22 protein-coding genes are annotated in these 22,223 nt (G+C 68.5%); 12 read left to right on the top strand and 10 right to left on the bottom strand.

Features of this window, described 5'->3' with window-relative positions; genetic code table 11:
* Positions 1 to 5: 5 nt before the first annotated feature.
* From AC07NN_RS03285 to AC07NN_RS03295, 3 genes are all read right to left on the bottom strand, one after another.
* Positions 6 to 374, bottom strand: coding sequence for a response regulator (locus AC07NN_RS03285; RefSeq protein ID WP_494637699.1), 369 nt, complete (start codon positions 372 to 374; stop codon positions 6 to 8).
* A 3-nt stretch (positions 375 to 377) separates the two neighbouring features.
* Positions 378 to 1,973, bottom strand: coding sequence for a sensor histidine kinase (locus tag AC07NN_RS03290; RefSeq protein ID WP_494637700.1), 1,596 nt, complete (start codon positions 1,971 to 1,973; stop codon positions 378 to 380).
* Between the two features lie 91 nt (positions 1,974 to 2,064).
* Positions 2,065 to 3,351 carry an HlyC/CorC family transporter gene (locus AC07NN_RS03295; RefSeq protein ID WP_494637701.1) on the bottom strand — a complete coding sequence of 429 codons (1,287 nt, stop codon included), beginning with the start codon at positions 3,349 to 3,351 and terminating at the stop codon, positions 2,065 to 2,067.
* Positions 3,352 to 3,419: 68 nt separating this feature from the next.
* Here AC07NN_RS03295 and AC07NN_RS03300 point away from each other — a divergent pair, with 68 nt between their 5' ends.
* Genes AC07NN_RS03300 through AC07NN_RS03310 form a run of 3 tightly spaced genes read left to right on the top strand, consistent with a single transcriptional unit; the run spans position 3,420 to position 5,189 of the window.
* Complete coding sequence (locus AC07NN_RS03300; protein ID WP_494637702.1) at positions 3,420 to 3,674, top strand: hypothetical protein; 255 nt, start codon at positions 3,420 to 3,422, stop codon at positions 3,672 to 3,674.
* A 54-nt stretch (positions 3,675 to 3,728) separates the two neighbouring features.
* Positions 3,729 to 4,145, top strand: a complete 417-nt coding sequence (locus AC07NN_RS03305) for a DUF1801 domain-containing protein (RefSeq protein WP_494637703.1) — start codon at positions 3,729 to 3,731, stop codon at positions 4,143 to 4,145.
* A 51-nt stretch (positions 4,146 to 4,196) separates the two neighbouring features.
* Positions 4,197 to 5,189 (top strand): hypothetical protein, encoded by a 993-nt coding sequence (locus tag AC07NN_RS03310; RefSeq protein ID WP_494637704.1) that lies wholly within the window; start codon positions 4,197 to 4,199, stop codon positions 5,187 to 5,189.
* A 56-nt stretch (positions 5,190 to 5,245) separates the two neighbouring features.
* On the opposite strand, the gene rpiB is transcribed toward AC07NN_RS03310, so the two are convergent.
* From rpiB to AC07NN_RS03325, 3 genes are read right to left on the bottom strand one after another with little or no spacing between them, the layout of a single operon-like run.
* Positions 5,246 to 5,689, bottom strand: coding sequence for a ribose 5-phosphate isomerase B (rpiB, locus tag AC07NN_RS03315; protein ID WP_494637705.1), 444 nt, complete (start codon positions 5,687 to 5,689; stop codon positions 5,246 to 5,248).
* A gap of 23 nt (positions 5,690 to 5,712) precedes the next feature.
* The gene (gene aroB, locus AC07NN_RS03320) at positions 5,713 to 6,825 is read right to left on the bottom strand and encodes a 3-dehydroquinate synthase (RefSeq protein ID WP_494637706.1); all 1,113 of its coding nucleotides are present in this window, start codon (positions 6,823 to 6,825) and stop codon (positions 5,713 to 5,715) included.
* A gap of 8 nt (positions 6,826 to 6,833) precedes the next feature.
* Positions 6,834 to 7,430: a shikimate kinase gene (locus tag AC07NN_RS03325; protein WP_494637707.1), complete on the bottom strand. Its 597-nt coding sequence runs from the start codon at positions 7,428 to 7,430 to the stop codon at positions 6,834 to 6,836.
* A gap of 60 nt (positions 7,431 to 7,490) precedes the next feature.
* On the opposite strand from AC07NN_RS03325, the gene AC07NN_RS03330 reads away from it, so the two are divergent.
* The 4 genes from AC07NN_RS03330 (at position 7,491) to AC07NN_RS03345 (ending at position 10,924) form a co-directional block, all read left to right on the top strand.
* Complete coding sequence (locus tag AC07NN_RS03330) at positions 7,491 to 8,999, top strand: hypothetical protein (protein ID WP_494637708.1); 1,509 nt, start codon at positions 7,491 to 7,493, stop codon at positions 8,997 to 8,999.
* A complete protein-coding gene (locus AC07NN_RS03335) occupies positions 8,996 to 9,913 on the top strand; it encodes a site-specific tyrosine recombinase XerD (protein ID WP_494637709.1) in 918 nt (305 codons plus the stop codon). The genes AC07NN_RS03330 and AC07NN_RS03335 overlap by 4 nt, the downstream gene beginning before the upstream one ends.
* A gap of 9 nt (positions 9,914 to 9,922) precedes the next feature.
* On the top strand, positions 9,923 to 10,144 hold the full coding sequence (locus tag AC07NN_RS03340) for an alkylphosphonate utilization protein (protein ID WP_494637710.1): 222 nt from the start codon (positions 9,923 to 9,925) through the stop codon (positions 10,142 to 10,144).
* Between the two features lie 96 nt (positions 10,145 to 10,240).
* Positions 10,241 to 10,924, top strand: a complete 684-nt coding sequence (locus AC07NN_RS03345) for a hypothetical protein (RefSeq protein WP_494637711.1) — start codon at positions 10,241 to 10,243, stop codon at positions 10,922 to 10,924.
* Positions 10,925 to 10,927: 3 nt separating this feature from the next.
* Here AC07NN_RS03345 and AC07NN_RS03350 read toward each other — a convergent pair whose 3' ends face one another.
* Both AC07NN_RS03350 and AC07NN_RS03355 read right to left on the bottom strand, forming a co-directional pair.
* On the bottom strand, positions 10,928 to 13,252 hold the full coding sequence (locus AC07NN_RS03350; protein WP_494637712.1) for an endo alpha-1,4 polygalactosaminidase: 2,325 nt from the start codon (positions 13,250 to 13,252) through the stop codon (positions 10,928 to 10,930).
* A 193-nt stretch (positions 13,253 to 13,445) separates the two neighbouring features.
* Positions 13,446 to 13,928: a VOC family protein gene (locus AC07NN_RS03355; RefSeq protein ID WP_494637713.1), complete on the bottom strand. Its 483-nt coding sequence runs from the start codon at positions 13,926 to 13,928 to the stop codon at positions 13,446 to 13,448.
* Between the two features lie 226 nt (positions 13,929 to 14,154).
* On the opposite strand from AC07NN_RS03355, the gene AC07NN_RS03360 reads away from it, so the two are divergent.
* From AC07NN_RS03360 to AC07NN_RS03380, 5 genes are all read left to right on the top strand, one after another.
* Complete coding sequence (locus AC07NN_RS03360) at positions 14,155 to 15,156, top strand: aldo/keto reductase (protein ID WP_494637714.1); 1,002 nt, start codon at positions 14,155 to 14,157, stop codon at positions 15,154 to 15,156.
* Between the two features lie 215 nt (positions 15,157 to 15,371).
* Positions 15,372 to 16,601: a sensor histidine kinase gene (locus AC07NN_RS03365; RefSeq protein WP_494637715.1), complete on the top strand. Its 1,230-nt coding sequence runs from the start codon at positions 15,372 to 15,374 to the stop codon at positions 16,599 to 16,601.
* Between the two features lie 163 nt (positions 16,602 to 16,764).
* Positions 16,765 to 17,739 (top strand): transporter, encoded by a 975-nt coding sequence (locus AC07NN_RS03370; RefSeq protein ID WP_494637716.1) that lies wholly within the window; start codon positions 16,765 to 16,767, stop codon positions 17,737 to 17,739.
* A gap of 82 nt (positions 17,740 to 17,821) precedes the next feature.
* On the top strand, positions 17,822 to 18,847 hold the full coding sequence (locus AC07NN_RS03375; protein ID WP_494637717.1) for a mechanosensitive ion channel family protein: 1,026 nt from the start codon (positions 17,822 to 17,824) through the stop codon (positions 18,845 to 18,847).
* Positions 18,848 to 19,061: 214 nt separating this feature from the next.
* Entirely contained in the window at positions 19,062 to 20,111 is a 1,050-nt protein-coding gene (locus AC07NN_RS03380) for an HpcH/HpaI aldolase/citrate lyase family protein (RefSeq protein ID WP_494637718.1), read from the top strand.
* Positions 20,112 to 20,233: 122 nt separating this feature from the next.
* Here AC07NN_RS03380 and AC07NN_RS03385 read toward each other — a convergent pair whose 3' ends face one another.
* A complete protein-coding gene (locus tag AC07NN_RS03385; RefSeq protein WP_494637719.1) occupies positions 20,234 to 20,659 on the bottom strand; it encodes an OsmC family protein in 426 nt (141 codons plus the stop codon).
* A gap of 53 nt (positions 20,660 to 20,712) precedes the next feature.
* On the bottom strand, positions 20,713 to 22,116 hold the full coding sequence (locus AC07NN_RS03390; protein ID WP_494637720.1) for a cytochrome P450: 1,404 nt from the start codon (positions 22,114 to 22,116) through the stop codon (positions 20,713 to 20,715).
* Positions 22,117 to 22,223: the final 107 nt, after the last annotated feature.

The following is a 22,223-nucleotide window of genomic DNA, read 5'->3' on the forward strand; positions in this document are numbered from 1 at the left end:
AGCCCCTAGGCGGTCTGGCTGACCAGACCCTCGAGAACCCGCTTCAGGTCGGCTTCGCGGAAGGGCTTCTGCAGCACGGCGGCGCCCTTGTGGTCCTCGGTGAGTCCCGCCTCGCCATAGCCGCTGGCGAAGGCGAAGGGCACGCCGCGCGCCTTCAAGGTGTCGGCGACCGGGAAGATCGGGCGGCCGCCGAGATTGACGTCCAGCAGGGCGGCGTCGATGTCGGCGGAGGTCGCCAGGCGAAGCGCCTCCTCGATTTCCGCGGCGGGGCCCACGATCGTGCAGCCAAGGTCCGTCAGCATGTCCTCGACCAGCATCGAGACCAGCGCCTCGTCTTCGACGACCAGGACCTTCAGGGACGACAGTGTCTTCATGTGTCAGGGCTCCAGCGCGCGCAGGGGCAACGCCATTTGGCAGACGAGGCCTGGAGCATCATAGGTCAGCTCGACCCCGCCGGATAGCTCGGCCGCGAGGCCGCGTTCCAACAGTCTTGCGCCGAAGCCCCGGCGGGCGGGCGGCGTCACGGGCGGACCGCCGCGTTCGGTCCAGATCAGGCGCAGGATATCGTGGTCGATGGTCCAGTCGACCCGCACCCGGCCATCCGGCGTCGACAGGGCGCCGTACTTGGAGGCGTTGGTGGCCAGTTCGTGGATGCCCATGCCCAGGGCGACCGCCGCCTTGGGATTGAGGCGCACGTCCGTGGCGTAGCCGAAGCTGACGCGATCCTCGCCGGCCATGGCGTGCAGCTCGACGTCGAAGACCTCGCGCAGGCTGGCGCCTTCCCAGCTCTCGCGGGTGAGGAGGTCGTGGGTGTGTGAGAGGGCGATCAGCCGCGTCTCGAACGCCTCGCGGAAGAACTCGGGCGAGGCGCTGGAGCGCAGGGTCTGGGCGGCGATCGACTGCACCGTCGCCAGGCTGTTCTTGACCCGGTGGTTCAGCTCGTTGACCAGCAGCTTCTGGCGCTCCTCGGCGCGCTTGCGCTCGGTGATGTCCAGCGAGACACCAGCCAGGCGGCGCACGCCGCCGTCGTCGGCGGTCTGGGCGGCGCGACCGCGGGCGTGCAGCCAGCGCAGCTCGCCGCTGGGGTGCACCACGCGGTACTCGACGTCGTATTCGGCGCCGTCGCGGATGGCGCTCTCGATCGCCGCCAGGATGCGCGGGCGGTCCTCGGGGTGGATGGTGGCGATCAGGTCGCCGAAGGTGAAGGTCTCGTCGGGGCGGCGGCCGTAATTGGCCTTGCACAGGTCCGAGGCCTCATAGGCCTTGGTCGCCACGTCCAGGTCCCACGAGCCCATGCGGCCGGAATCGAGGGCGAACTTCAGGCGCTCCTCGGTGCGGCGGCGCTGGCCCAGCTCATCGAGGGCGGCGGCGTTGCTGGCGACCGAGTTGAGGGTGACGGCGACCTGGGCGCCCAAGCCGATCAGCAGGCTCTCGTCGCGCGGCGAAAAGCGGGCGGGCTCGGGATGGCCGAAGAACAGGCCGCCCAGCACGACGCCTTCGCGGGTGGCGACGGGAATGGCCAGGTAGCTGCGGACGGGCAGGTGGCCCTCGGGCATGCCCTTACGCGGCGCGTTGTGGCCGTAGCGCGGGTCCTGGGTGATGTCGTCCGAGCGCACCGGCCCCTCGCCGTCGAATGTGGGGGCGAAGATCGCCGTCTTGCGCGGCATCGGGAAGCTCGCGAACGCCTCCGGCGGCGCGCCGGCCAGACGGTAGAGGGTGTAGGACTCCCCCGCCGCGTCGACCACGTTGTAGAAAAAGGCTCCGAACGCCGCGCCGGTCAGCTCCCGCGCGCCCTCGATCGCCGCCTGCACGACCTCGTCGATGTCGTTGCCGGAGGCGACCGCCTCGGTGACGCGGGACAGGGCTTCGGACTTGCGGATTTCGTCGGCGAGAGCGGCCTCCAGTTTGGCCAGGCGCGCGTCGAGATCGATGTCGCCGCCGTCCCGAACGATGGTTTCAGCCAACCTGGCCAATACGCCCCCCTCACCGGACCGCCCCTGGTCCGCAAGGGCGTTGAACGCGCCTCTCGGGATCCGGTTCCACAAAGCTTGGCTTTGGAAGTGTTCAGAGTTCGTTGTCGTCGTCCAGACGGGCGCTGATCCGCAGGGCGGTGATCTGGTTGCGCTGTCGGCGGAAGACCTGGAAGCGGTGCCGGTGGAAGATGAAGGTCTGGCCCGGCTCCGGAATCATCTGGGCTTCGTGGATGACCAGGCCGGCGATGGTGACGGCGTCGCCTTCCGGCAGTCGCCAGTCCATGGCGCGATTCAGGTCGCGCACCGTGACGTGGCCGTCGACATTGACCGAGCCGTCCGCCTGCCGCCGCACGCCGTCCACGGCGGTGTCGTGCTCGTCGTCGATCTCGCCTACGATCTCTTCCAGGATGTCCTCCAGCGTCACCAGGCCCTGCAAGGCGCCATACTCGTCGACCACGAGGGCGAAGTGGCTCTTGCGCTTGAGGAAGGCGTTGAGCTGGTCCTTCAGGTTGGTGGTGTCGGGGATGAACCACGGCTCGCGCAGGATGGCGGCGATATCCAGGCCCTCGACGCCGGTCGGGCACTCGGCCAGGGCCTTGAGCAGGTCGCGGGCGTGCAGCACCCCGACGATGTTGTCGGGCTCGTCGCGATAGATCGGGATGCGGGTGTGCTGGGCCTCCAGCACCTCGTCGACCAGTTCGCGGGCCGGCAGATCGGCGTCCAGCAGCACCATCGACTTGCGGTGGACCATGATCTCGGAGACATCCATGTCCGAGAGGTCCAGCACCCCGCCCAGCATCCGCCGGTCGCCGGCTTCGACCAGGCCTTCGGAATGGTGATAGTCGACCGCGCCGCGGATCTCCTCGTGGGCGGCCAGCACGTCGACGGCCATGTCCAGCTTGACCCCGAACAGCCGCAGGGTGCGCCGGACGATCCACTGGATGGCGTAGATGACCGGGCCGAACAGGCGGACGATGAACAGGGTCGGCCCCGACAGGGTGCGGGCCACGTCGTCGGACCGGACGATGGCCACGGTCTTGGGCAGCACCTCGGCGAAGACCAGGATCAGCACGGTCATGGCCGCCGTGGCCACAGCGACGCCCCACGGGCCGGGGATCAGGGTGGTCAGCACCTGGGTGGTCAGGGCCGAGGCCAGGATGTTGATCAGGTTGTTGCCCAGCAGCACCGCCCCGATCATCGTCTCCTGGTCGGCCAGCAGCTTGTTGACCCGCCGCGCCGGCGCGTCGCCCTCGCGCTCCAGCTGGTGCATCCGCGCACGGCTGGCCCCCGTCATCGACGTCTCGGCGGCCGAGAAGATCGCCGACAGGGTCAGCAGGGCGATGACGACGGGCGCGAGGCCGAGCAGGGCGGTGAGCATGATCCGTTCTAGCCCGCCGACAGGACGTTAGGGAGTCGGCGATCGCGCCGACGCACAAGGAGGACGAAATGGAAGAAAGCCGCCGCGAGGATGAAGAGCGGGCCCTGGCCTTCGCCGGACTGGCGCTGGTCAAGGCGCTGATCAATTCGCTGGAGCGCAAGGGGCTTCTCGATGGTCCCGAGGTCCAGGGCGTTTTTGACGACGCGCTGACCTCGCTGGAGCACCGCGTCCAGGACCCCGCTATCGGCCTGGCGCGCCGAATCATCGAGGGCGTCGTCATCGGCCGCGCGATGCAGCGACCGGGAGATGAGGCCGCATCCTAGACCGCTTCTCAGCGCGCGGCGCGCGTGGTGACATCGCGAGCAAGGGAGTTCGATATGACCACGCAGGACGAGATCGACAGCTACATCGCCGGTCAGACGCCGGCCAAGCGCGAGGAGCTGCTGGACCTGCATCGGCGCGTCCTGACGATCGCGCCGGACTGCAAGCTGTGGTTCCTCGACGGCCGCGACGAGACCGGCAAGGTCGTCTCCAATCCGAACATCGGATACGGGGCCTACGAGATCCGATACGCCAGCGGCGAGACCAAGGAATTCTACCGCGTCGGCCTCAGCGCCAACACGACCGGCGTCTCGGTCTACGTCATGGGCCTGGCGGACAAGACCTACCTTCCCGACACCTACGGCGCGCGGCTCGGCAAGGCCAAGGTCACTGGCTACTGCATCAAGTTCAAGTCGACGAAGGACATCGACCTCGCGGTGCTGGAGGAGGTCGTCGCGGAGCGGATGGGGTAGTTGTCCTCCCGGTTGAACCTTGGCTATCAAGGTCGCAACGCTGGGGGATAGATGCCGTCGTTCCGACACCGGAAGTTGCCGATCACGGGGACGCGGTCACTCGCCTGGGATCGCGACCGGTTGGTCGATTGGTTGCGGCTCGGCGAGATCTACGACCTCGACGGTGGTGTCGCGCCGGGCAGTGTCCGCTACGCCTATCGTTTCGACGCCGTGACGACCCTGGGCGACTACACGGTGTTGTATGAGCGCCGGGGGACCAAGGGTCTGGTTCTGCGCGGCGGCGAGATCCTTCGCGAGATCGACCGCAGCTTCTATCAGGCCCACGCCTACGACTATCCGATCGCGCTCTTTCGCCTGCCCGACGGCCGGGCGGCGCTGGCGCATTGCCCGACCGGATACAATCGGTTGGACATCGAGCTGCTCGAGACGGGCGAGCGCCTTACCGCTCGGAAACAAGGAAAAGCGGCGGATGTCTTCCACTCGGGGCTGGCCATCGATGGGAGCGGCGCCTGGCTGATGAGCGCGGGGTGGCGCTGGCATCCGGCTTATGTCGTTGGCTTTCATCGCGTCGCCGACGTGCTGCGCGCGCCCAAGCGTCTGGACAGGGACGATGGTGAGGTCAGCGGTGGCGCCGAGATCGCCTTTGCGGCCTTCCTTGATGCGGATCGCGTCGTGCTGGCGTCATCGCCTGACGCCGAGCTGTTCTACGAAGAAGACGACCCGGACCTTAAGCTGCCTCCAGGCACGATCGGGGTGTACAGGCCGGCTACGCAGTCCTGGGACAGCCTGGCGACGTTCCCGGAGCCCACGGGACGGCTTCTGGCGGTGGACGATGATCACGTACTGGCGTTGTTCGACCACCCCAAGCTGGTCCATGTCCCGACCGGGCGGATCGTCGAGCGCTGGCGCGACATCCGCAGCGGGACTTGGGCGGGCTGCGTCAGTGGGGACGTGACGACAGAGCCGCCGATCGCCTGGGATCCGGTCGCCAGGCGGCTGGCCGTGGCGAGAGAAGACGCGATCGACGTCCTCTTGCCGGCCTAAACCGCCTTACGCGATCCATCCCCAAGGTCAGCTGCCGCCCGCCGGAGTTGCTGAGACTACGCCTCCAGCGCCTTGATCATGTCCACGCGCGTCGCGTGGCGGCCGCCTTCGAACTGAGCGGTCAGGAACGAGTCCACGATGGCAAGCGCCAGGGCCTCGTCGACCATGCGCGCGCCGATCGACAGCATGTTGGCGTCGTTGTGCTGGCGGATCAGGCGAGCCGAGCGGGTGTCGGCGCAGACGCCGCAGCGGACGCCCTTGACCTTGTTCGCCGCCATCATGATGCCCTGGCCGCTGCCGCACAGGACGATGCCGAACCGACAGTCGCCAGACGCGACAAGCCGCGCCGCCGCCTCGCCGTGCTGAGGGTAGTGCGTGCTTTCCGAGGTGGTCGGCCCGATATCGACGGCCGTCCAGCCCAGCGCCGAGACATGGGCGGCGATGGCCTGCCGGAGTTCAATTCCGGCATGGTCGCTGGAGAGGACGATGCGGTCGGTCATGCGTCCCGTTCCTCAGACTTCCCCTAGACCGCGCCTTCTTCCACCAGGAACGTCTTCAGCGCTTCCCGGTCCACGTCCTTGGCCACGAACGCGTCGCCGATGCCGCGCACGAGAACAAAGGTCAGCTTGCCGCCTTCGGCCTTCTTGTCCTGGCCGCAGTGGGCGACCAGGGCGTCGGCGTTGAACGGTTCGGGCCGCACATCGGAAAGCTTGGTCGGCAGGCCGGCGGCCTTGATGGCGGCCTCGGCGCGGACGGCGTCCTGGCTGGGGCAGAGGCCCTGCTTGGCCGAGAATCGGAACGCCTGGGCCATGCCCACGCCCACCGCCTCGCCGTGCTTCAACGCATCGCCGAAGCCCATCTCGGCCTCGATGGCGTGGCCGAAGGTGTGGCCGAGGTTCAGCAGGGCGCGGCGGCCGGCTTCCTTCTCGTCTTCCTCGACGATCTCGGCCTTCATCTCGACCGAGCGGCCGACAGCGCGGACCAAGGCGTCGACGTCGCGCTCCAGCACGGCGTGGACGTTCTTCTCCAGCCACTCGAAGAAGGCGAAGTCGCCCAGCAGGCCGTACTTGATGATCTCGGCGTATCCACAAGCCAGCTCGCGGGCGGGCAGGGTGCACAGCACGTCGAGGTCGGCCAGGACGAGGCGCGGCTGGTGGAAGGCGCCGATCAGGTTCTTGCCGCGGGGAGTGTCGATGGCGGTCTTGCCGCCGACCGAGCTGTCGACCTGGGCCAGCAGCGTCGTCGGGACCTGCACGAAGTCGATGCCGCGCTTGTAGATCGCCGCCGCGAAGCCCGCGAGGTCGCCGACCACGCCGCCGCCGAAGGCCACGATCTGGTCGCCGCGCTCCAGGCCCAGGGCCAGCAGGCGGTCGGAGAGATCCTGCAGGCCCTCGAAGCTCTTGCTCTCCTCGCCGGGCGGGATGGTGATGACGTCGACGGCGACGCCGGCCCGCTCCAGCGAGACGGCCAGGCGTTCGCCATGGTGCTCGCCGACATTGGCGTCGGTGACGATGGCCACGCGCTTGCGCTTGCCCAGCACGGGAGCGACCCGTTCGCCGGCCTTGTCGATCAGGCCCGGGCCGATGACCACGTCATAGGCGCGATCGCCCAGGCCCACGGAAACGGTGCGGATCATGGCGACTCCTACTCGGCGTATTGGGCGCGCAACGCCGCCAGGATGGCCTCGACGGCCACCCCGTGCGGCGTGTCGCCGGTCTGGACGTGCACCTGCGCCTCGGCATAGGCCGGGTAGCGCACCTCGGCCAGCTGGGTCAGCACCTGCACGGGGTCCTTGCCGCGCACCAGCGGGCGGTTGTCCTTGCGCGAGACGCGGCGGGCCAGGAGCTCGATGTCGGCCTTCAGCCAGACCGAGACGGCCTTCTCGTTGATCAGGGCGCGGGTCTCGGGATTGACGAAGGCCCCGCCGCCGGTGGCCAGCACGTGCGGTGGCTCGTCCAGCAGGCGGCCGATCACCCGGCGCTCGCCGTCGCGGAAGGCCGGCTCGCCCAGCTCGGCGAAGATCTCGGAGATCGACCGGCCGGCGGCGGCCTCGACCTCGTTGTCGGCGTCGCGGAACGGCAGGTCCAGCACGCCCGCCAGCCGCCGTCCGACGCTGGACTTGCCCACGCCCATCAGACCCACCAGCACGATGGTTTTCGCCCGCAGCGGGGCGAGGTCGCCCTTCAGAGAAGCCATGGGGGGCGAGGACGTAGCGTCGGGAATGGAGTCGGGCTCGGTCATGATGCGGTCGCGGGTTTACACGACGCTAGGGGCGCCCGCCAAGTTTGCGAGACCCGCGTCATGCGTCATAACCAGATCATGCTTCGCTCGCCCCGTTTCCCGCACGCCCTTGCCCTGCTTGTCGCCCTCGGCGCGACGGCCCCGTTCCTTGCTCAAGGCGCCGCCGCCCAGGAGGATGTGAAGGTCAAGAGCCTGGCCGCCCCCGACTACTTTACCAGCGCGGTCGCCGACACCGGTTTGCCGGCGGACCTGTGGAAGGACACCGCGCCCGACATCATGCGCGACGCCCTGCCTCGGATCGCCGGGGCCAAGGCGCTGTCGCCGGCCTTCGCGGACCTGGCGCGGCGCCTGCTGTCGACCGGCGCCAACGGCCCGGCCAAGGTCGGCGACGATCCGGAGATGGGCGCCCAGCGGGCCCTGGCCCTGATCGCCCTGGGCGAGGCCAAGGCCGCCAACGCCGTCCTCGACCGCGCGACCGGCGCGTCGGACAGCTCGGCCCTGTCGCTGGCCTCGGCCGAGGCGGCCCTGATCGCGGACGACGACGACAAGGCCTGCCGCATCCAGGACGCCCTGACGGTGGATCGCGGCGCGCCCTACTGGCTGCGGCTGCGGGCCTTCTGCCAGCTGAAGGCCGACCAGGCCGATCCCGCCCAGCTGACCTTCCAACTGGCCCAGCAGGCCACCAAGGACACCGACTACGGTCGCCTGATGGGCGCGGCCCTGGCCGGGACGCCGCCCGGCGCCGCCAACTTGAAGAACGGGATCAACTACGCCCTGTCGCGGCGGCTGAATCTCGACATCCAGTCGGCCGCCGCCGTCGCTTCGGCCTCGCCGGCCCTGAAGCCCCTGATCAAGCCGAGCGGCGACCTCTCGGGCGTCGCCTCCGGCGCGGACCTGACCGCGCAGGAAGCCTCGGACCTGGCCTTCCTGCGCCAGGCCAAGACCCTGCCGGCCTTCGTCGAGGCTGCGCACGCTTCGGCGGCTTCGATCGCCGTCCTGGCCCATGCCGCCGGACCGCTGCAGGACCCGGTGCTGCTGGCCCGCGCGGCCGTGGCCTCGGGCGACGTCGCCAGCGCCCAGGCGATCCGGGCGCGCATCGTGGGCGAGACCGCCGCCAACGCCACGGCGGTCGACTTGGCGATCCTGGACGCCTTGATCGCGGCGGCCTCCGGCAAGGTCGAGAACGCGGCGCTGGCCGCTCTCATCGCGCGCGGCGCCCCGATCAACGCCTCGGCGGGCGCCCGTTCGCCGGTCCAGGTCGCGGCCGTCCTGCTGTCCAGTCTGGGCGGGACCCTCGACGCCGACGCGCGGGGCCAGTTCTACACCTTCGACGCCGGCAAGCCGGTCGCCTCGCCGGTGCGCCTGCAACTGCTGGAGGACGCCGGGACCGCCAAGCGCAAGGGCGAGGCTGGCCTGCTGGCCCTGTCGATCGCCGCCGACTTCGGCGCGACCGGTCCCGCGCCGGTCGACCGCGCCCGCATCGCCAAGGCCCTGAACCGCGCCGGCCTCTCCGCCGACGCCCGCGCCATCGTCGTCGAGGGCCTGCTCTCGCTCGCCTATACGAAATGAGTGCGAAGGGCGCGGGCTGGGTCGACGCCTTCCTCGAGATGATGGCCGTCGAGCGCGCAGCCGCTCGCAACACCCTGACCGCCTACGGCAAGGACCTGGAGGACGCGCGCGCCTATCTGAGCCGTTCGGGTCACGACCTGGACGACGCCGACGCCGAGACGATCGAGGCCTATTTCCAGGACCTCGGCGCGCGCGGTCTGTCGCCGGCCACCGCCGCCCGCCGCCGCTCGGCCGTGCGCCAGTTCTACCGTTTCGTGCTGGGCGAGACCTGGCGGAGCGACGACCCCTCCCGCCGCGTCGCCGCGCCCAAGGCCGGCCGCCCGCTGCCCAAGGTGCTGGAGCGCGAGGAGATCGAGCGCCTGCTGGCCGCCGCCACGGCGAAGGACGGCGCCCAGGGCCTGCGCCTGACCTGCATCATCGAACTGATCTACGCCTCAGGCTTGCGGATCTCCGAGCTGCTGGCCCTGCCGCTGTCGGCCCTGGCCCGCGACCCGGCCTATCTGATCGTCAAGGGCAAGGGCGGCAAGGAACGGCTGGCCCCCCTGAACGACGCGGCCCGGACGGCGGTGAAGGCCTACCTCGTTGAGCGGCCGGCGTTCCTGCCCAAGGGCGCAAAAGACAGCCCGTGGCTTTTCCCCTCGCGCGGTTCGACTGGTCGCCTGACCGCTCGCCGCGTGTCGCAACTGCTGGAAGACGCCGCCATCGCCGCCCGGGTCGACCGCGAGAAGGTCAGCCCGCACGTCCTGCGCCACGCCTTCGCGACCCACCTGCTGGAAGGCGGCGCCGACTTAAGGGTCATCCAGACCTTGCTCGGCCACGCCGACATTGCGACGACCCAGATCTACACCCACGTGGCCGGCGAGCACTTGCAACACGTCGTCCAGACCAAGCACCCGCTTGGACGCAAACGCTAGAGAAGCCTCATGTCCGAAGAAACCCGCGACTCCAACGGCAACATCCTGGCCGACGGCGACACCGTCACCCTGATCAAGGACCTCAAGGTCAAGGGCTCGGGCGGCGTGACCCTGAAGCGCGGCACGATCGTCAAGAAGATCCGCCTGACCGGCGACCCCGACGAGATCGAGGCCAATGTCGACAAGGTCAAGGGCCTGGTCCTGCGCACCGAGTTCGTGAAGAAGGCATAAGCTTAACCTTGCCGTTCTAGGCTCGCGCCCGAGCAGGCGGAGAACCGCCGGATGAGGGCGTGAGCCATGGTGACGGCGGCGGGGCAGGCGGGACCCATGGTCCTGGCCGCATACGGCAAGGCGATGGGCATGGTCCCGGCGGTGTCGAAGGACGAGTCCGCGGCGGCCAAGACGCTAGAAGCCAAGGCGCCAGAAGCCAAGACCCCGGGGGCCGAGGCGCTGGACCGCCTCAAGAGCGACCTTCGGACCAATCGCAAGACCGCCATCGGCGACGCCAAGGGCCGGGCGCGCGAGAAGCTGCAGCGCATCATGGAGAAGATGAAGCTGCTGAAGAAGCTCTATGCCGGCGACCCCAAGGCCATGGCCAAGGCGCTGGCCTCGGTGGCCAAGGAGCTGCAGGGCGCGGTCAAGGACTACGGCAAGGCGGCCAAGGAAAGCGGCGAGATGTTCAAGGCGGACTTCGCCGCCGCGCCCGACGCCTCGCTCACGCCCGACCAGCAGGCCGCCGCCCGCAAGACGCTGGAGGACGAGGCCAAGATGGAGGCCGCCAGCGACATGGACTTCATCAAGTCCGTCCGTTCGATCGGTAACGCCCTGAAGGACGAACTGACCACCGCCAAGACCAAGGGCATCCTCACCCAGCCCGGCAAGTTCGAGCAGTCCGACGAGGTCAAGGACGCCGACGAGAGCCTGAAGGACCTCGACAAGATGACCGAGGACCTCGACCAGCAGATCCGCCGCGACATGCCGCCGGGCAGCCTGATGAAGCTGGCGGCTTAGGGCTTAGGACCCGCCGAATACGTACTCCGGCTTGCCGTAGGTCCCCACCAGATCGATCGCGTAGCCCGCGCCGTCCGCCAGGTCGGCCAGGAAGGCGTCATTGGCCTTGGCGTACATGCCAAGATCGGCCTTCACCGCCTCGGCCAGCAGCCAGCCGACCATGGCGGCCTTGGTGCCGATCCCGTTCAGTCCATCCTTGCCGTAGCTGTCGAAGTAGAGATCCCGCCCGCCCGCCAGCAGGGCGGCGACCTTGGCGTCGGTCGGCGCAGCGCCGAAGATCACGGCGTAAGCCTTCTTGGTCGCCTCGGCCAGGGTCAAGCCGCCATACTCGGCGGTGAACTTGGCGCTGCCTTCGCCGACCTTGCCGAGATTGACCGCGAAATTGATGTAGCGGTTCTCCAGGTTGAAGCTCTGGTAGTAGGCGCTGTTGAGGTTGGCTCCGTTGGGTCCGGTCGGCGAGACCAGGTAGTCATAACCCCCGCCGCCGGGGATCTTCCCGGTGAAGAACTGGTAGGCGAGGGTCGCCACCGAGGTGGTTGCGCCCGCCAGCTTGATCAGTTCCGCGACCGCTTGGCTCTGGTTCATGGCGCCAGCGACGACCGCAGAGGCCAGTTCGCCCATGCGGGTGGCGATGGCCGCCTCGTACGGCTGCTCGCGCAGGATGTTGAACGAGGCCTGGATCAGCCCGCTGGACGGCAGGGCGATGGTCTTGTCGGTGAAAGTCGCCTTTTCGATCGAGACCAGGGAATCCGGGCCTTCGGCCGACTTCAACGCCGTCACGGTGATCGAGCCGTCGGCATTGGCCTTCAGCGTGTAGTCGGTGGAGGCGCGCCTATAGTAGACCGTGTCGACGCCGCCGCGTCCGTCGATCATCGACGAGGTATCGGCCAGGAAAGGCGAGGGCAAATTCAGCGTCGCCGCGCCGAAGGTCGCCACGCCGTTGTTGTTCAGCAGCACCCCGTCCGACAGCTGGACGCCACCCCCGCTGACCGTCGCCTTGCTGAGAGTAAGGCTGTCACCCTGCCAGGTCGCGCTCTGCAAGATGACGTTGGAGAGGTGGGTCTGGTCGACGAACTGCAGACCCGTCGCCTCCAACTGCAGAGCGGTGATCGGGCCGTTCGTCTCGATCCGCAGGGTCTGCACGACCATGAGCCCGGCGGGAAGGGACAGTGTCTGGGCGACCTGGCCGTTTAGCTTGATGGTCAGGACCGGATTGCCAGAGACGCCGGCGAAGCTGGTTTGGACCTTCAGTTCCAGAACGTTCTTCAGGCCGGCCTGTTCGGGATGGGCATAGACCAGGTCGGCGGCTTCACTGCCCGTGATGGTGTTGCGGCCGGGGCCGCCCAGCATTGTCGCACCGGCTGCCCCCGCCGTTAGGATGACGTTGGCCTGCACCCCGCCCGAGACATAGCTGTAGAGCGTGTTCGAGCCCTGGGCGCTGGGGTTGGCGGCGTTGGCCATGAACATCATCGGGCCGCTGGCCAGCACCCGCGTGTCCTGCAGCGTGTTGTTCACCGACGGCAGCCAGCCCAGCGCGCTGTAGAAGGTGAACATCTTCAGCAGCGCGGCAGGATCGTTCAGCGGTGCGTAGTCCAGCCCCAGCATCTGCAGGCCCGCTGCCGCATAGGCCGGCGCCATCGTCTTGGCGAGTTCGGCCTGGGCCGTTCCTGTGTAGACGCCGGGCCTGGTGAAGTCCTCCCGATCGTGGCCGTAATAGAGGACCTCCCACAGCGCCGCGTCCATCTTGGCGACGGACTCCGGATAGGCCTTCACCACATCCGCGCCGCCGTTAAGCACCAGGTAGAAGGTCCGCCCCGGGGTCTTGGACTCCACATAGTTGGCGATGTCGGCCAGCAGCTTGGACATTTCCAGCGTGGCGTCGGCATAAACCGGATTGCCAAGGATGTTGTTGGCCGCCCATTGCGCGCCCGTGGGCACGTCCAGGAAGATGCCGTCCCAGCCCGCGGCGATCAGCTTGTCGATCAAGCCGTACAGGATCGGCCGCCAAGCGGGGTTCCAGAATTGCACTGAATAGAGGCCCGGAAAGCCGGGCATCTGCTTGCCCAGCCACGAGACGGGCGCGCCGCCGGGGAACAGTTCGGGCTCCCAGAAGGCGGTTGCCTCGCCCACATCCAGGTAGCCAAGGATGAGTTTGCTGCCGTTCGGGTCCGCCAGGCTCCGTTTCAGCGGCTGGCCATAGGCGTAGCCGCTGAGGATAACCAGGTCGGCCGAAGAGGCGCCGATCTGTGCGGCGACCGCGTCAGATGGCAGGTCGTTACCGCCAATGACATAGGCGAAAGAACGCACTTGGCTCAGCGTCAACGACATCGGCGCCCCCTACCGACTCGCCGCCCCGGCGGCGCTCTTCACAACAAAGGCGCAGCCTTGAGCGGGTATCAAGACGTCCACGGTATCGCGGCGCGCGCATTCGCGCAGATAGACTAGATGGGGGACTTGCCAGCGGCGGCGAAACGACAAATTTGTCTGTTGTCAGGCGAAGTTCCGCGCCGCCGACCAGGCCCTACTTTCCCTCGAACGCCCGCTGGATCGTCGCGATGTCGATCTTCTGCATGCCCATCATCGCCTGGAACGCCCGCGCGGAGGCTTCGGGATCGCCGCTGGTGATCATCTCGATCAGCTTGCGCGGCGTGACCTGCCAGGACAGGCCGTACTTGTCCGACAGCCAGCCGCAGTTGGACTCGTAGCCGTCGGCGGTCAGGGCGTCCCAGTAGTGGTCGACCTCGTCCTGGGTGGCGCAGTCGATGACGAACGAGGTCGCCACGCTGAACTTGTATTCCGGCCCGCCGTTGAGGGCGGTGAAGGCGGCGCCGTCCAGTTCGAACTCCACGGTCATCACCTTGCCGGCCCCGGACGAGGCCTGCGGGGTGTCGCTGGGATAGTGGGTGATCCGGTTGATCTTCGAGTTCGGAAAGATCGAGACGTAGAACTTGGCCGCCTCCTCGGCTTCCTTGTCGAACCAGAGGAACGGGGTGATCTCGGGCATGGAATTCTCAATCGGCTGTAGGGACCCTCATCCTCGGCGACGGTGAGCGAACCTGGCTTTGGCAACCAGGGTAAAATTGCGAATATGCCGCGAGCGTGAAAACGAAATTGTTGAATCGTGCTCAGCAGAGCAGTGAACTGAGCGGCCTTATCCGTCGCGCGACACGCCCCATCTTGGAGCAGCCGGCGGTGAGGGCCGCCGCGCCCGCCAGATACAGGAGCTGCCCATGAAGACGCGCGTACTCGGCGACGGCCTTGAGGTCTCGGCCATCGGTCTCGGCTGCATGGGGATGGGCCAGGTCTACGGCACGGCCCTGGAGACCGCCGACGCCCACAAGCTGCTGGCCAAGGCGGTGGACCTGGGCGTCACCTTCTTCGACACCGCCGAGGTCTATGGCCCCTACACCAACGAGGTCCTGGTCGGCGAAGGCCTCAAGCCCTTCCGCGACAAGGTCGTGATCGCCACCAAGTTCGGCTTCGACATCGCCCCCGAAGGCGCCGGCGAGGGCTATGCCCGGATGCGCGGCGTCAACAGCCGTCCCGAGCACATCCGCGCCGTGGCCGAGGCCTCGCTGAAGCGCCTGGGCGTCGAGGCGATCGACCTCTTCTACCAGCACCGCGTCGATCCGAACGTGCCGATCGAGGACGTGGCCGGGGCGGTCAAGGACCTGATCGCCGAGGGCAAGGTCAAGCATTTCGGCCTCTCCGAAGCCGGCGCCGCCACCATCCGCAAGGCCCACGCCGTCCAGCCGGTCGCGGCCTTGCAGAGCGAGTATTCCCTGTGGTTCCGCGAGCTGGAGGCCGAGATCATCCCGACCCTGCGCGAGCTGGGCATCGGCCTGGTGCCCTACAGCCCGCTGGGCCGGGGCTTCCTGACCGGGGCGGTGAAGCCGGGCGACTTCGGCAAGAACGACTTCCGCAGCGGCTTGCCGCGCTTCCAGGGCGAGGCCCTGGCCAAGAACCTCGGCCTGGTCGAGGCCCTGACCCAGATCGCCGCCGAAAAGGGCGTGACCCCGGCCCAGCTGGCCCTCGCCTGGATCCTGCACCAGGGCGAGCAGATCGCCCCGATCCCCGGCACCACCAAGATCGGTCGCCTGGAGGAAAACCTCGGCGCGGTCGAGGTGACCTTCTCGGCCGACGAACTGGCCCGCATCGCCGCGGCGGTGCCCGAGACGGCGATCGAAGGCGACCGCTACACCGCCGCCGGCATGGCGATGGTGGGGCGGTAGATCTTGGCGTCCCGGCGCGATGATCAGCGCCGGGCGATTGTTTTGGTCCCTAACGTTGCCTAGTCGACAATGGTCGCGCCGCGTGGCGTGGTATGGTCCGGCTGGTCGCGCCGCTTCCTTGTTCCGCCGCGCCAAAAAATCTTCTCGCAAGCTGAGCCATTTGCGCGTTCGCGCGTTTTTGGCCGAGCAGCTGAGCTTAGGGGCGCTCGGACCGAATGGCGGATGGACATGGCATCACGGGCGATGTGACGGGGCTGGACCCCGCGATCGCGCACGTCTTCATCACCGACGAACTGGCCGCCCGGCCGATCAAGCCGGCCGATCACCTGGCCGAGAAGCAGGCGATCCAGGACCTGGCCATGCGCATGGCCGACCAGCCCGAACAGGTGCTGCCGCGTTTCGTCGACCTGGCCATGCAACTGACCGGTGGCGTCTCGGCCGGCCTCAGTCTGTATGAACCCGAGCCCGCGCCCGGCGTGTTCCGCTGGCGCTATCTGCGCGGCAGCCTTTCGCCGTTCGAGGAAGCCACCACCCCGCGCAACTTCAGCCCCTGCGGCGTTACCCTGGACCGCAACGGGCCGGTCCTCTCCAAGCATCCCGAGCTGGTCTATGACTGGATCGTCGACGCCGGGATCACCGTGCCCGAGGTGCTGCTGGTGCCGCTGAAATTCGGCGGCGAACTGCCGATCGGCACCCTCTGGATCGTCTCCGACAAGGAAGGCTGGTTCGACGCCGGCCATGCCCGCTCGATGGCCGAGTTGGCGGGCTTCCTGGGCATCGCCCTGCGCATGCTGGACAGCGAAAGTCAGCTGCAGGCGGCGCTGGAGGAGCAGGAGGTCCTGACCAAGGAGATGAGCCACCGGGTCAAGAACCTGTTCGCCATCACCGACGGCATGATCCGGGGCACGGCCCGCAGCGCGGTCGACAAGCAGGACATGGCCCGCGCCCTGTCGGGCCGCCTGCACGCCCTGGCCAACGCTCACACCCTGGTCAGCCGCAAGCTGCACGAGGTGGGCCGCGCGCCGCGCGCGGGCGACATCGGCCTGCTGATACAGGCCGTGCTGGCCCCGCACGAACACACCGACGTCGGCCTGCCGGCCCGCTTCTGGATCGAAGGACCGCACGTGGCGTGCGGCGACCATGCGATCAACGGCGTGGCCCTGGTCTTCCACGAGCTGACCACCAACGCGATCAAGTACGGCGCGCTCTCGAGCGAGGCCGGCCGGGTCGAAGTGCGGTGGTCGGTCGAGGGCGACGCCCTGCATCTGTCCTGGCTGGAGCGCGACGGCCCAGCCGTGACCGCCACGCCGACCGCAAAGGGCTTTGGCAGCAACCTGGTGCGCAACACCGTGGTCAGCCAGTTCGGCGGCGAGCTCGACCACGACTGGGGCGAGGCCGGGCTGACGGTGACGATGAAGCTGCCGCTGGCGAAGGTCGCGCTGTAGCGATTGGCGCCCCGGAAACCTCCCGGATTGGCGCTTGTCGGGGTCATTTCCTGCCTCCCATCTGCAGGCTGCTGACAGAATCCGGTCGTCGATCCGCAAGTTTCGGGCGGAGGCGCGCCGGAAGGCGGCTTAAGGCGCAAAGACGCCGTCTCCGGGAGGATCCATGTACTCGACCATCCGCCGCGCCGCCCTGGCCGGGGCCGCCGCCTTCGCCCTGGCCTCGCCGGCCTTCGCAACGCCGGACGCCCCGCAACGCCAGAGCCTGGACGACGCCTGGTGGACCGGGCCGCTGCTGGCCTCGGGCGCCGGGACGCTGCCGCAGGGCCACATCCTGTTCGAGCCCTATCTCTATGACGTGAAGCCGTACGGAAGCTTCGACGCCGACGGCAAGCGCCGCAGCGCGCCGGACTCTGACACGATCGGCTCGTCGGCCTACATGCTGTATGGCGCGACCGACACCCTGACGGTCGGCTTCATCCCGCACCTCGGCTACAAGCGCGCCAATGGCCGTTGGAGCCAGGGCCTCGGCATCGGCGACCTAACCGCCCAGGCCCAGTACCGCCTGATGCAGTACGAGGAGGGCAAGCGGCCGACCGTCTCGGTGATGATCCAGGAGAACCTGCCGATCGGCCGCCACGACGGGCTGGACGACCGTCCCAACGACGGCTGGGGCAGTGGAGCCTTCGCCACGACCGTGGGCGTCAATTCGCAGTACATCTGGTGGGCTCCGAACGGGCGCATCGTCCGGACGCGGCTGAACTTCCAGTACACCCGCTCGGACAACGCCAAGGTCAGCGGGGCCAGCGTCTACGGCACGCCCAAGGGCTTCGCCGGCAAGGCCCAGGCGGGCGACAGCTTCCTGGTCGACCTGGCTTTCGAGTACAGCATCACCCGCAACTGGGTGGCGGCGCTGGACCTGGGCTGGCAGCGCGACGACACGACCAAGGTCACGGGCCGGCTGAACGGGACCAGCTTCGAGCGCCGCTATCCGGTCAGCAAGGCGCTGATCGTGGCCCCGGCGGTGGAGTACAATTTCAACAGCCGCGTGGGCGTGATTGTCGGGGCGCGCATCGTCCCGGCGGGGCGGAACACGACCGCGTCGGTGACGCCGGCGATCGCGGTGAACTACGTGCGGTAGCCACAAAATCTCCCGTCATTCCCGCCACAAGGGCGGGAATGACGGTTGAATAGAAGAGCGTTGATCGCCCACACTCCGCCTCATGGCAGGCAACCCGCTCCACACGCTCGATTCCATCGAACTCCTGAAGCTGGGCAAGGCGTCGGTGACGGTCGGCGGCCTCTTGGCGGGGTTGCTGATCGTCGTGGTGGCGATCTTCGCCGCGCGGCTGACCTCGGCGGGGCTGCGCAAGTTGCGGGAGAAGGCGGCCGGCAACGCCGCGTCGCTCTACATCGTCGAGAAGGTCGCCAGCTACGGCCTGGTGATCATCGGGGTGATGGCCGGCCTGTCGACCATGGGCGTCGACCTGACCTCGCTGACCGTCTTCGCCGGCGCCCTGGGCGTCGGGGTGGGCCTGGGCCTGCAGGGCATTATCAAGGACTTCGCGTCCGGGGTCAGCCTGGTGTTCGAGCGGCTGGTGGCGGTGGGCGACTTCGTCGAGCTGCCGAACGGCAGCCGGGGCGTGGTCCACGAGATCGGCCCGCGCGCCACGCGCATCCGCACCAACGACAGCACCGACGTGATCGTGCCCAACTCGGTGCTGGTCAACGACCAGGTCGTGAACTGGACCCTGCGCGGCACCAACCGCCGCATCCGGGTGCCGTTCGTCACCGCCTTCGGGGCCGACAAGAACAAGGTGCGCGAGGCGGTGCTGAAGGCCGCCAAGGCCGCGCCGTTCACCTCGCCCGACGACGCCACCCGCCGCGCCCAGGTCTGGCTGGTCGGCTATGGCGACAGCGCCCTGAAGTTCGAGCTGATCGTCTGGCCGACCGTCGAGGCCGTCCGCCGCCCGGCGGCGATCTTCGCGGCCTATACCTGGCTGATCGACGATGCTTTGCGCGGGGCCGGCATCGAGATCCCGTATCCGCAGCGCGACGTGCGCCTGCGTGGCCTGTTCGGCGAGGAGGGCGAGGACGCCCTGACCAGCCTCAAGCTCGAGCCCGGTTCGCGGCGTCGCAAGGCGGCCAGGACGGTCAAGCCCGGCTCCAGCAACGACGCCGCCGCCGACCTCGAGCGCGAGGACCCGGACGAAATGCCCAAGCCCGCGCCGCCGTCGGCGAAGACTTAACGGCGATCAGCTTGACGGGCATGCTGCGTCGCAGCAATGTTCTCGCGGGCGCGAGAAAAGCGCACCCCTATCCCGCTCATCCCCGCGAAAGCGGGGACCCAAGCTGAATCGACGGTTTCGCGTATGGCGCCAGCCAGATCCTGAACCTCCGCTTGGGTCCCCGCTTTCGCGGGGATGAGCGGGGAGGGAGGATCAAAACGGGGAGTGTGATCGAATGAAAACCGCACGCGGCTTTTTCAAACCCTTGGCCATCGGGGCGCCGACGCCCTATCGCGAGCTGCCCGCCCGCGTGGAGCGGATGATCCACTTCGTGCCGCCGCACCTGGAGAAGGTCCGCGCCAAGGTCGCCGAGATCGCCCCGACCGTCGACGTCATCCTCGCCAACCTCGAAGACGCCATCCCCGCCGACGCCAAGGGCGCGGCCCTGGCCGGCCTGGTGGCGATGTCGCGCGAGGTCGACTTCAAGGCCCTGGGCGTCGGCTTCTGGACGCGGATCAACTGCCTGAACTCGCCCTGGCACCTGGATGAGGTCGCCACCATCGTCGAGAAGGCCGGCGACAAGATCGACGTGATCATGGTCCCCAAGGTCGAGGGGCCTTGGGACATCTTCTACATGGACCAACTGCTGGCTTCGCTGGAGGCCAAGCACGGCGTCACCCGCCCGATCCTGCTGCACGCCATCCTGGAGACGGCCGAGGGCGTGATGAACGTCGAGGCCATCGCCGCCGCCAGCCCGCGCATGCAGGGGATTTCGCTAGGTCCGGCGGACCTCGCCGCCAGCCGCGCGATGAAGACGACCCGCGTGGGCGGTGGTCACCCCGGCTACCGCGTCATAGAGGATCCGCACGCGGACGGTTCGGCGCGCGCCTCGGTGCAGCAGGACCTCTGGCACTACACCTTCGCCAAGATGGTCGACGCCTGCGCCGCCCACGGCATCAAGCCGTTCTACGGCCCGTTCGGGGCGATCGACGACCCGGTCGCCTGCGAGCAGCAGTTCCGCAACGCGTTCCTGATGGGCTGCGCCGGCGCCTGGAGCCTGCATCCCAGCCAGATCGCCATCGCCAAGTCGGTCTTCAGCCCGGCCCCGGACGAGGTAGCGTTCGCGCGGAAGATCCTGGAGGCCATGCCGGACGGCACGGGCGTGGCGATGATCGACGGCAAGATGCAGGACGACGCCACCTGGAAGCAGGCCAAGGTGATGGTCGACTGCGCGCGGCAGATCGCGGGCAAGGACGCGGAATACGCGGCGCTGTACGGGTTTTAGATCCTCCCCCTAGCGGGGGAGGTGGTCGCGAAGCGACCGGAGGGGGAACTTGTCCTGGCCCGGACCCTTCCCCCTCCGTCGTCGCTGCGCGCCGACACCTCCCCCGTCAGGGGGAGGATTTTTCAGTTCCCGCCCACCGTCGTCACCACCCGCGCCCCCGCCGTCAGCAGCTTGTGGATCGGGCACTTCTCGGCGATCTGGAACAGGCGCTCGCGTTGCTCGTCCGACAGCTCGCCCTCGATGGTGATGATCCGCTCGAAGCGTTCGTGCGGGGTCTGGTCGGCGTCGAAGTGCGAGAAGACCTCGACGTGCATGCCGCTGATGTCCCAGCCCTTCTGGTTGGCGTAGAGCCGCAGGGTCATGCTGGTGCAGGCCGCCAGGCCCGCGGCGACCAGTTCGTGCGGGTCGGGGCCCAGGTCCAGGCCGCCCTGCGCCACCGAGACGTCCGCGACGATGGTCGAGGGGCCGGCCGTGACGAAGGTCTGCAGGCCGCCGTGGCCGCTGTCGGTGGCGGTCGCGAACGGGCGGGTGTGGACGGCTTCGGTCATGGCGGGAGTCCTTTCAGGCGGTACGCGGAAACTCGCCCCTGATAGCCCAGGCTTCAAGGCCGCGCTTGCACGTTTGGTACTAGCTTGAACTCCGGCTCATGGTCCGGCCCCAGGGTGATCGAGGCGCGCGGGATCACCGGCCGATCGCCGGCCATGCTCACCCGGAAATCCGCCAGCAGGCTGGCCAGGATGATCTGCGCCTCGGCCAGGGCGAAGCCGGCTCCGATGCAGACGCGCGGGCCCATGCCGAACGGGATGAAGCCCTCGATGCTCCACGGATGGGCGTGGTCGATGAACCGCTCGGGCCGGAAGGCCGTCGGCGCGTCCCACAGCTTGCGGTGGCGGTGCATGACCCACGGGCTGATGGTGATCATGCAGCCGGGCACGACCGGGCAACCCAGCACCTCGTCGGCCTCGACAGCCTGGCGGGCGATCATCGGGGCGGAGGGATAGAGCCGCAGCGTCTCGAACAGCACCGAGCGCAGCAGCGGCCAGTGCTTGAGGTCATCCAGGCTGGTGATCTGTTCAGGTGGAAAGGCCAGCGCCTCGACGCGGACGCGGTCCTGGGCGGCGGGATCGAGGGCCAGCAGATAGGCCGCCCAGAACAGCAGCCGCGACGTCGTCTCGAACCCCGCCGCCAGCATCGAGCTGCACTGGTCGCGGATCTCCTGGTCGGGCAGGGGCGCGCCCGTCTCGTCGCGGGCGGCCAGCAGCTTGTCCAGCATGTCGCTGACTTCCGCATGCGGATGCTGGCGCCGCTGCTCGATCAAGGCGTCGACGGCCGCGAACCAGCGCTTGCCGACCCGCCGGCGCTCGCCGTCCAGGAACAGCAGGTCGTCGGCGCCCTTGGCCACGAAGTCCATCAGGTTGAAGTGCGCCGGCCCCTCCATGTAGCGCCGGGCCAGATCCGCCAGCACCGCGCCCTCGGCGTCGGCCCGGCGCGAGAACAGGGCGCGCAGGACGGCGTCCAGGGTGGCGCGGTGGAAGGCCTGGGCCAGGTTGGCGCGGCGCTCGCCTTCCAGCGCCTCGACCAGGCCCGCGCCGGCGGCGATGAAGTGGGGCAGCAGGCCGCCGGTCGCGGCGGGGGTGAAGACCGGGGCCAGGCTCTTGCGCTGGCGCTTCCAGGTCTCGCCTTCGGACATCAGCACGCCCTCGCCGACCAGGGGCTTCAGCGGCCGCGCCGCCTTCACGGGGCGCTGGTACTTGGGCGAGGTCAGGATGTGGCGGACGCTGGCCGGGTCGTTCACGAACAGGCCGGGCTGGCCCAGGAACATGTAGGGCTGGGCGAGGCTCTCGTAGTCGTCCTCGCAATAGGCCCCGATCAGGCTGCGGCCCATCTCGATGGCGACGCGCAGCTGGCCCAGCGGCGTCACGCCCAGCGGACGGGGATGGATCTTCGGAGCCGGGGGAATAAGCGGCGTAAGAGCGGGCTCGGGAGCGGTCAGAACCGTGTCCATGGAGCAGCGGCCTTCCGGTAAGCGGGATCCGTTTTGGACCCCATCCGGAAGCAGAGGCTAGAACCGCTCAGGTTGCGATGCAATAATTCATCGCCTGCGGAAATTAC

It is taken from the genome of Caulobacter sp. GW821-FHT09H08, assembly GCF_059415885.1.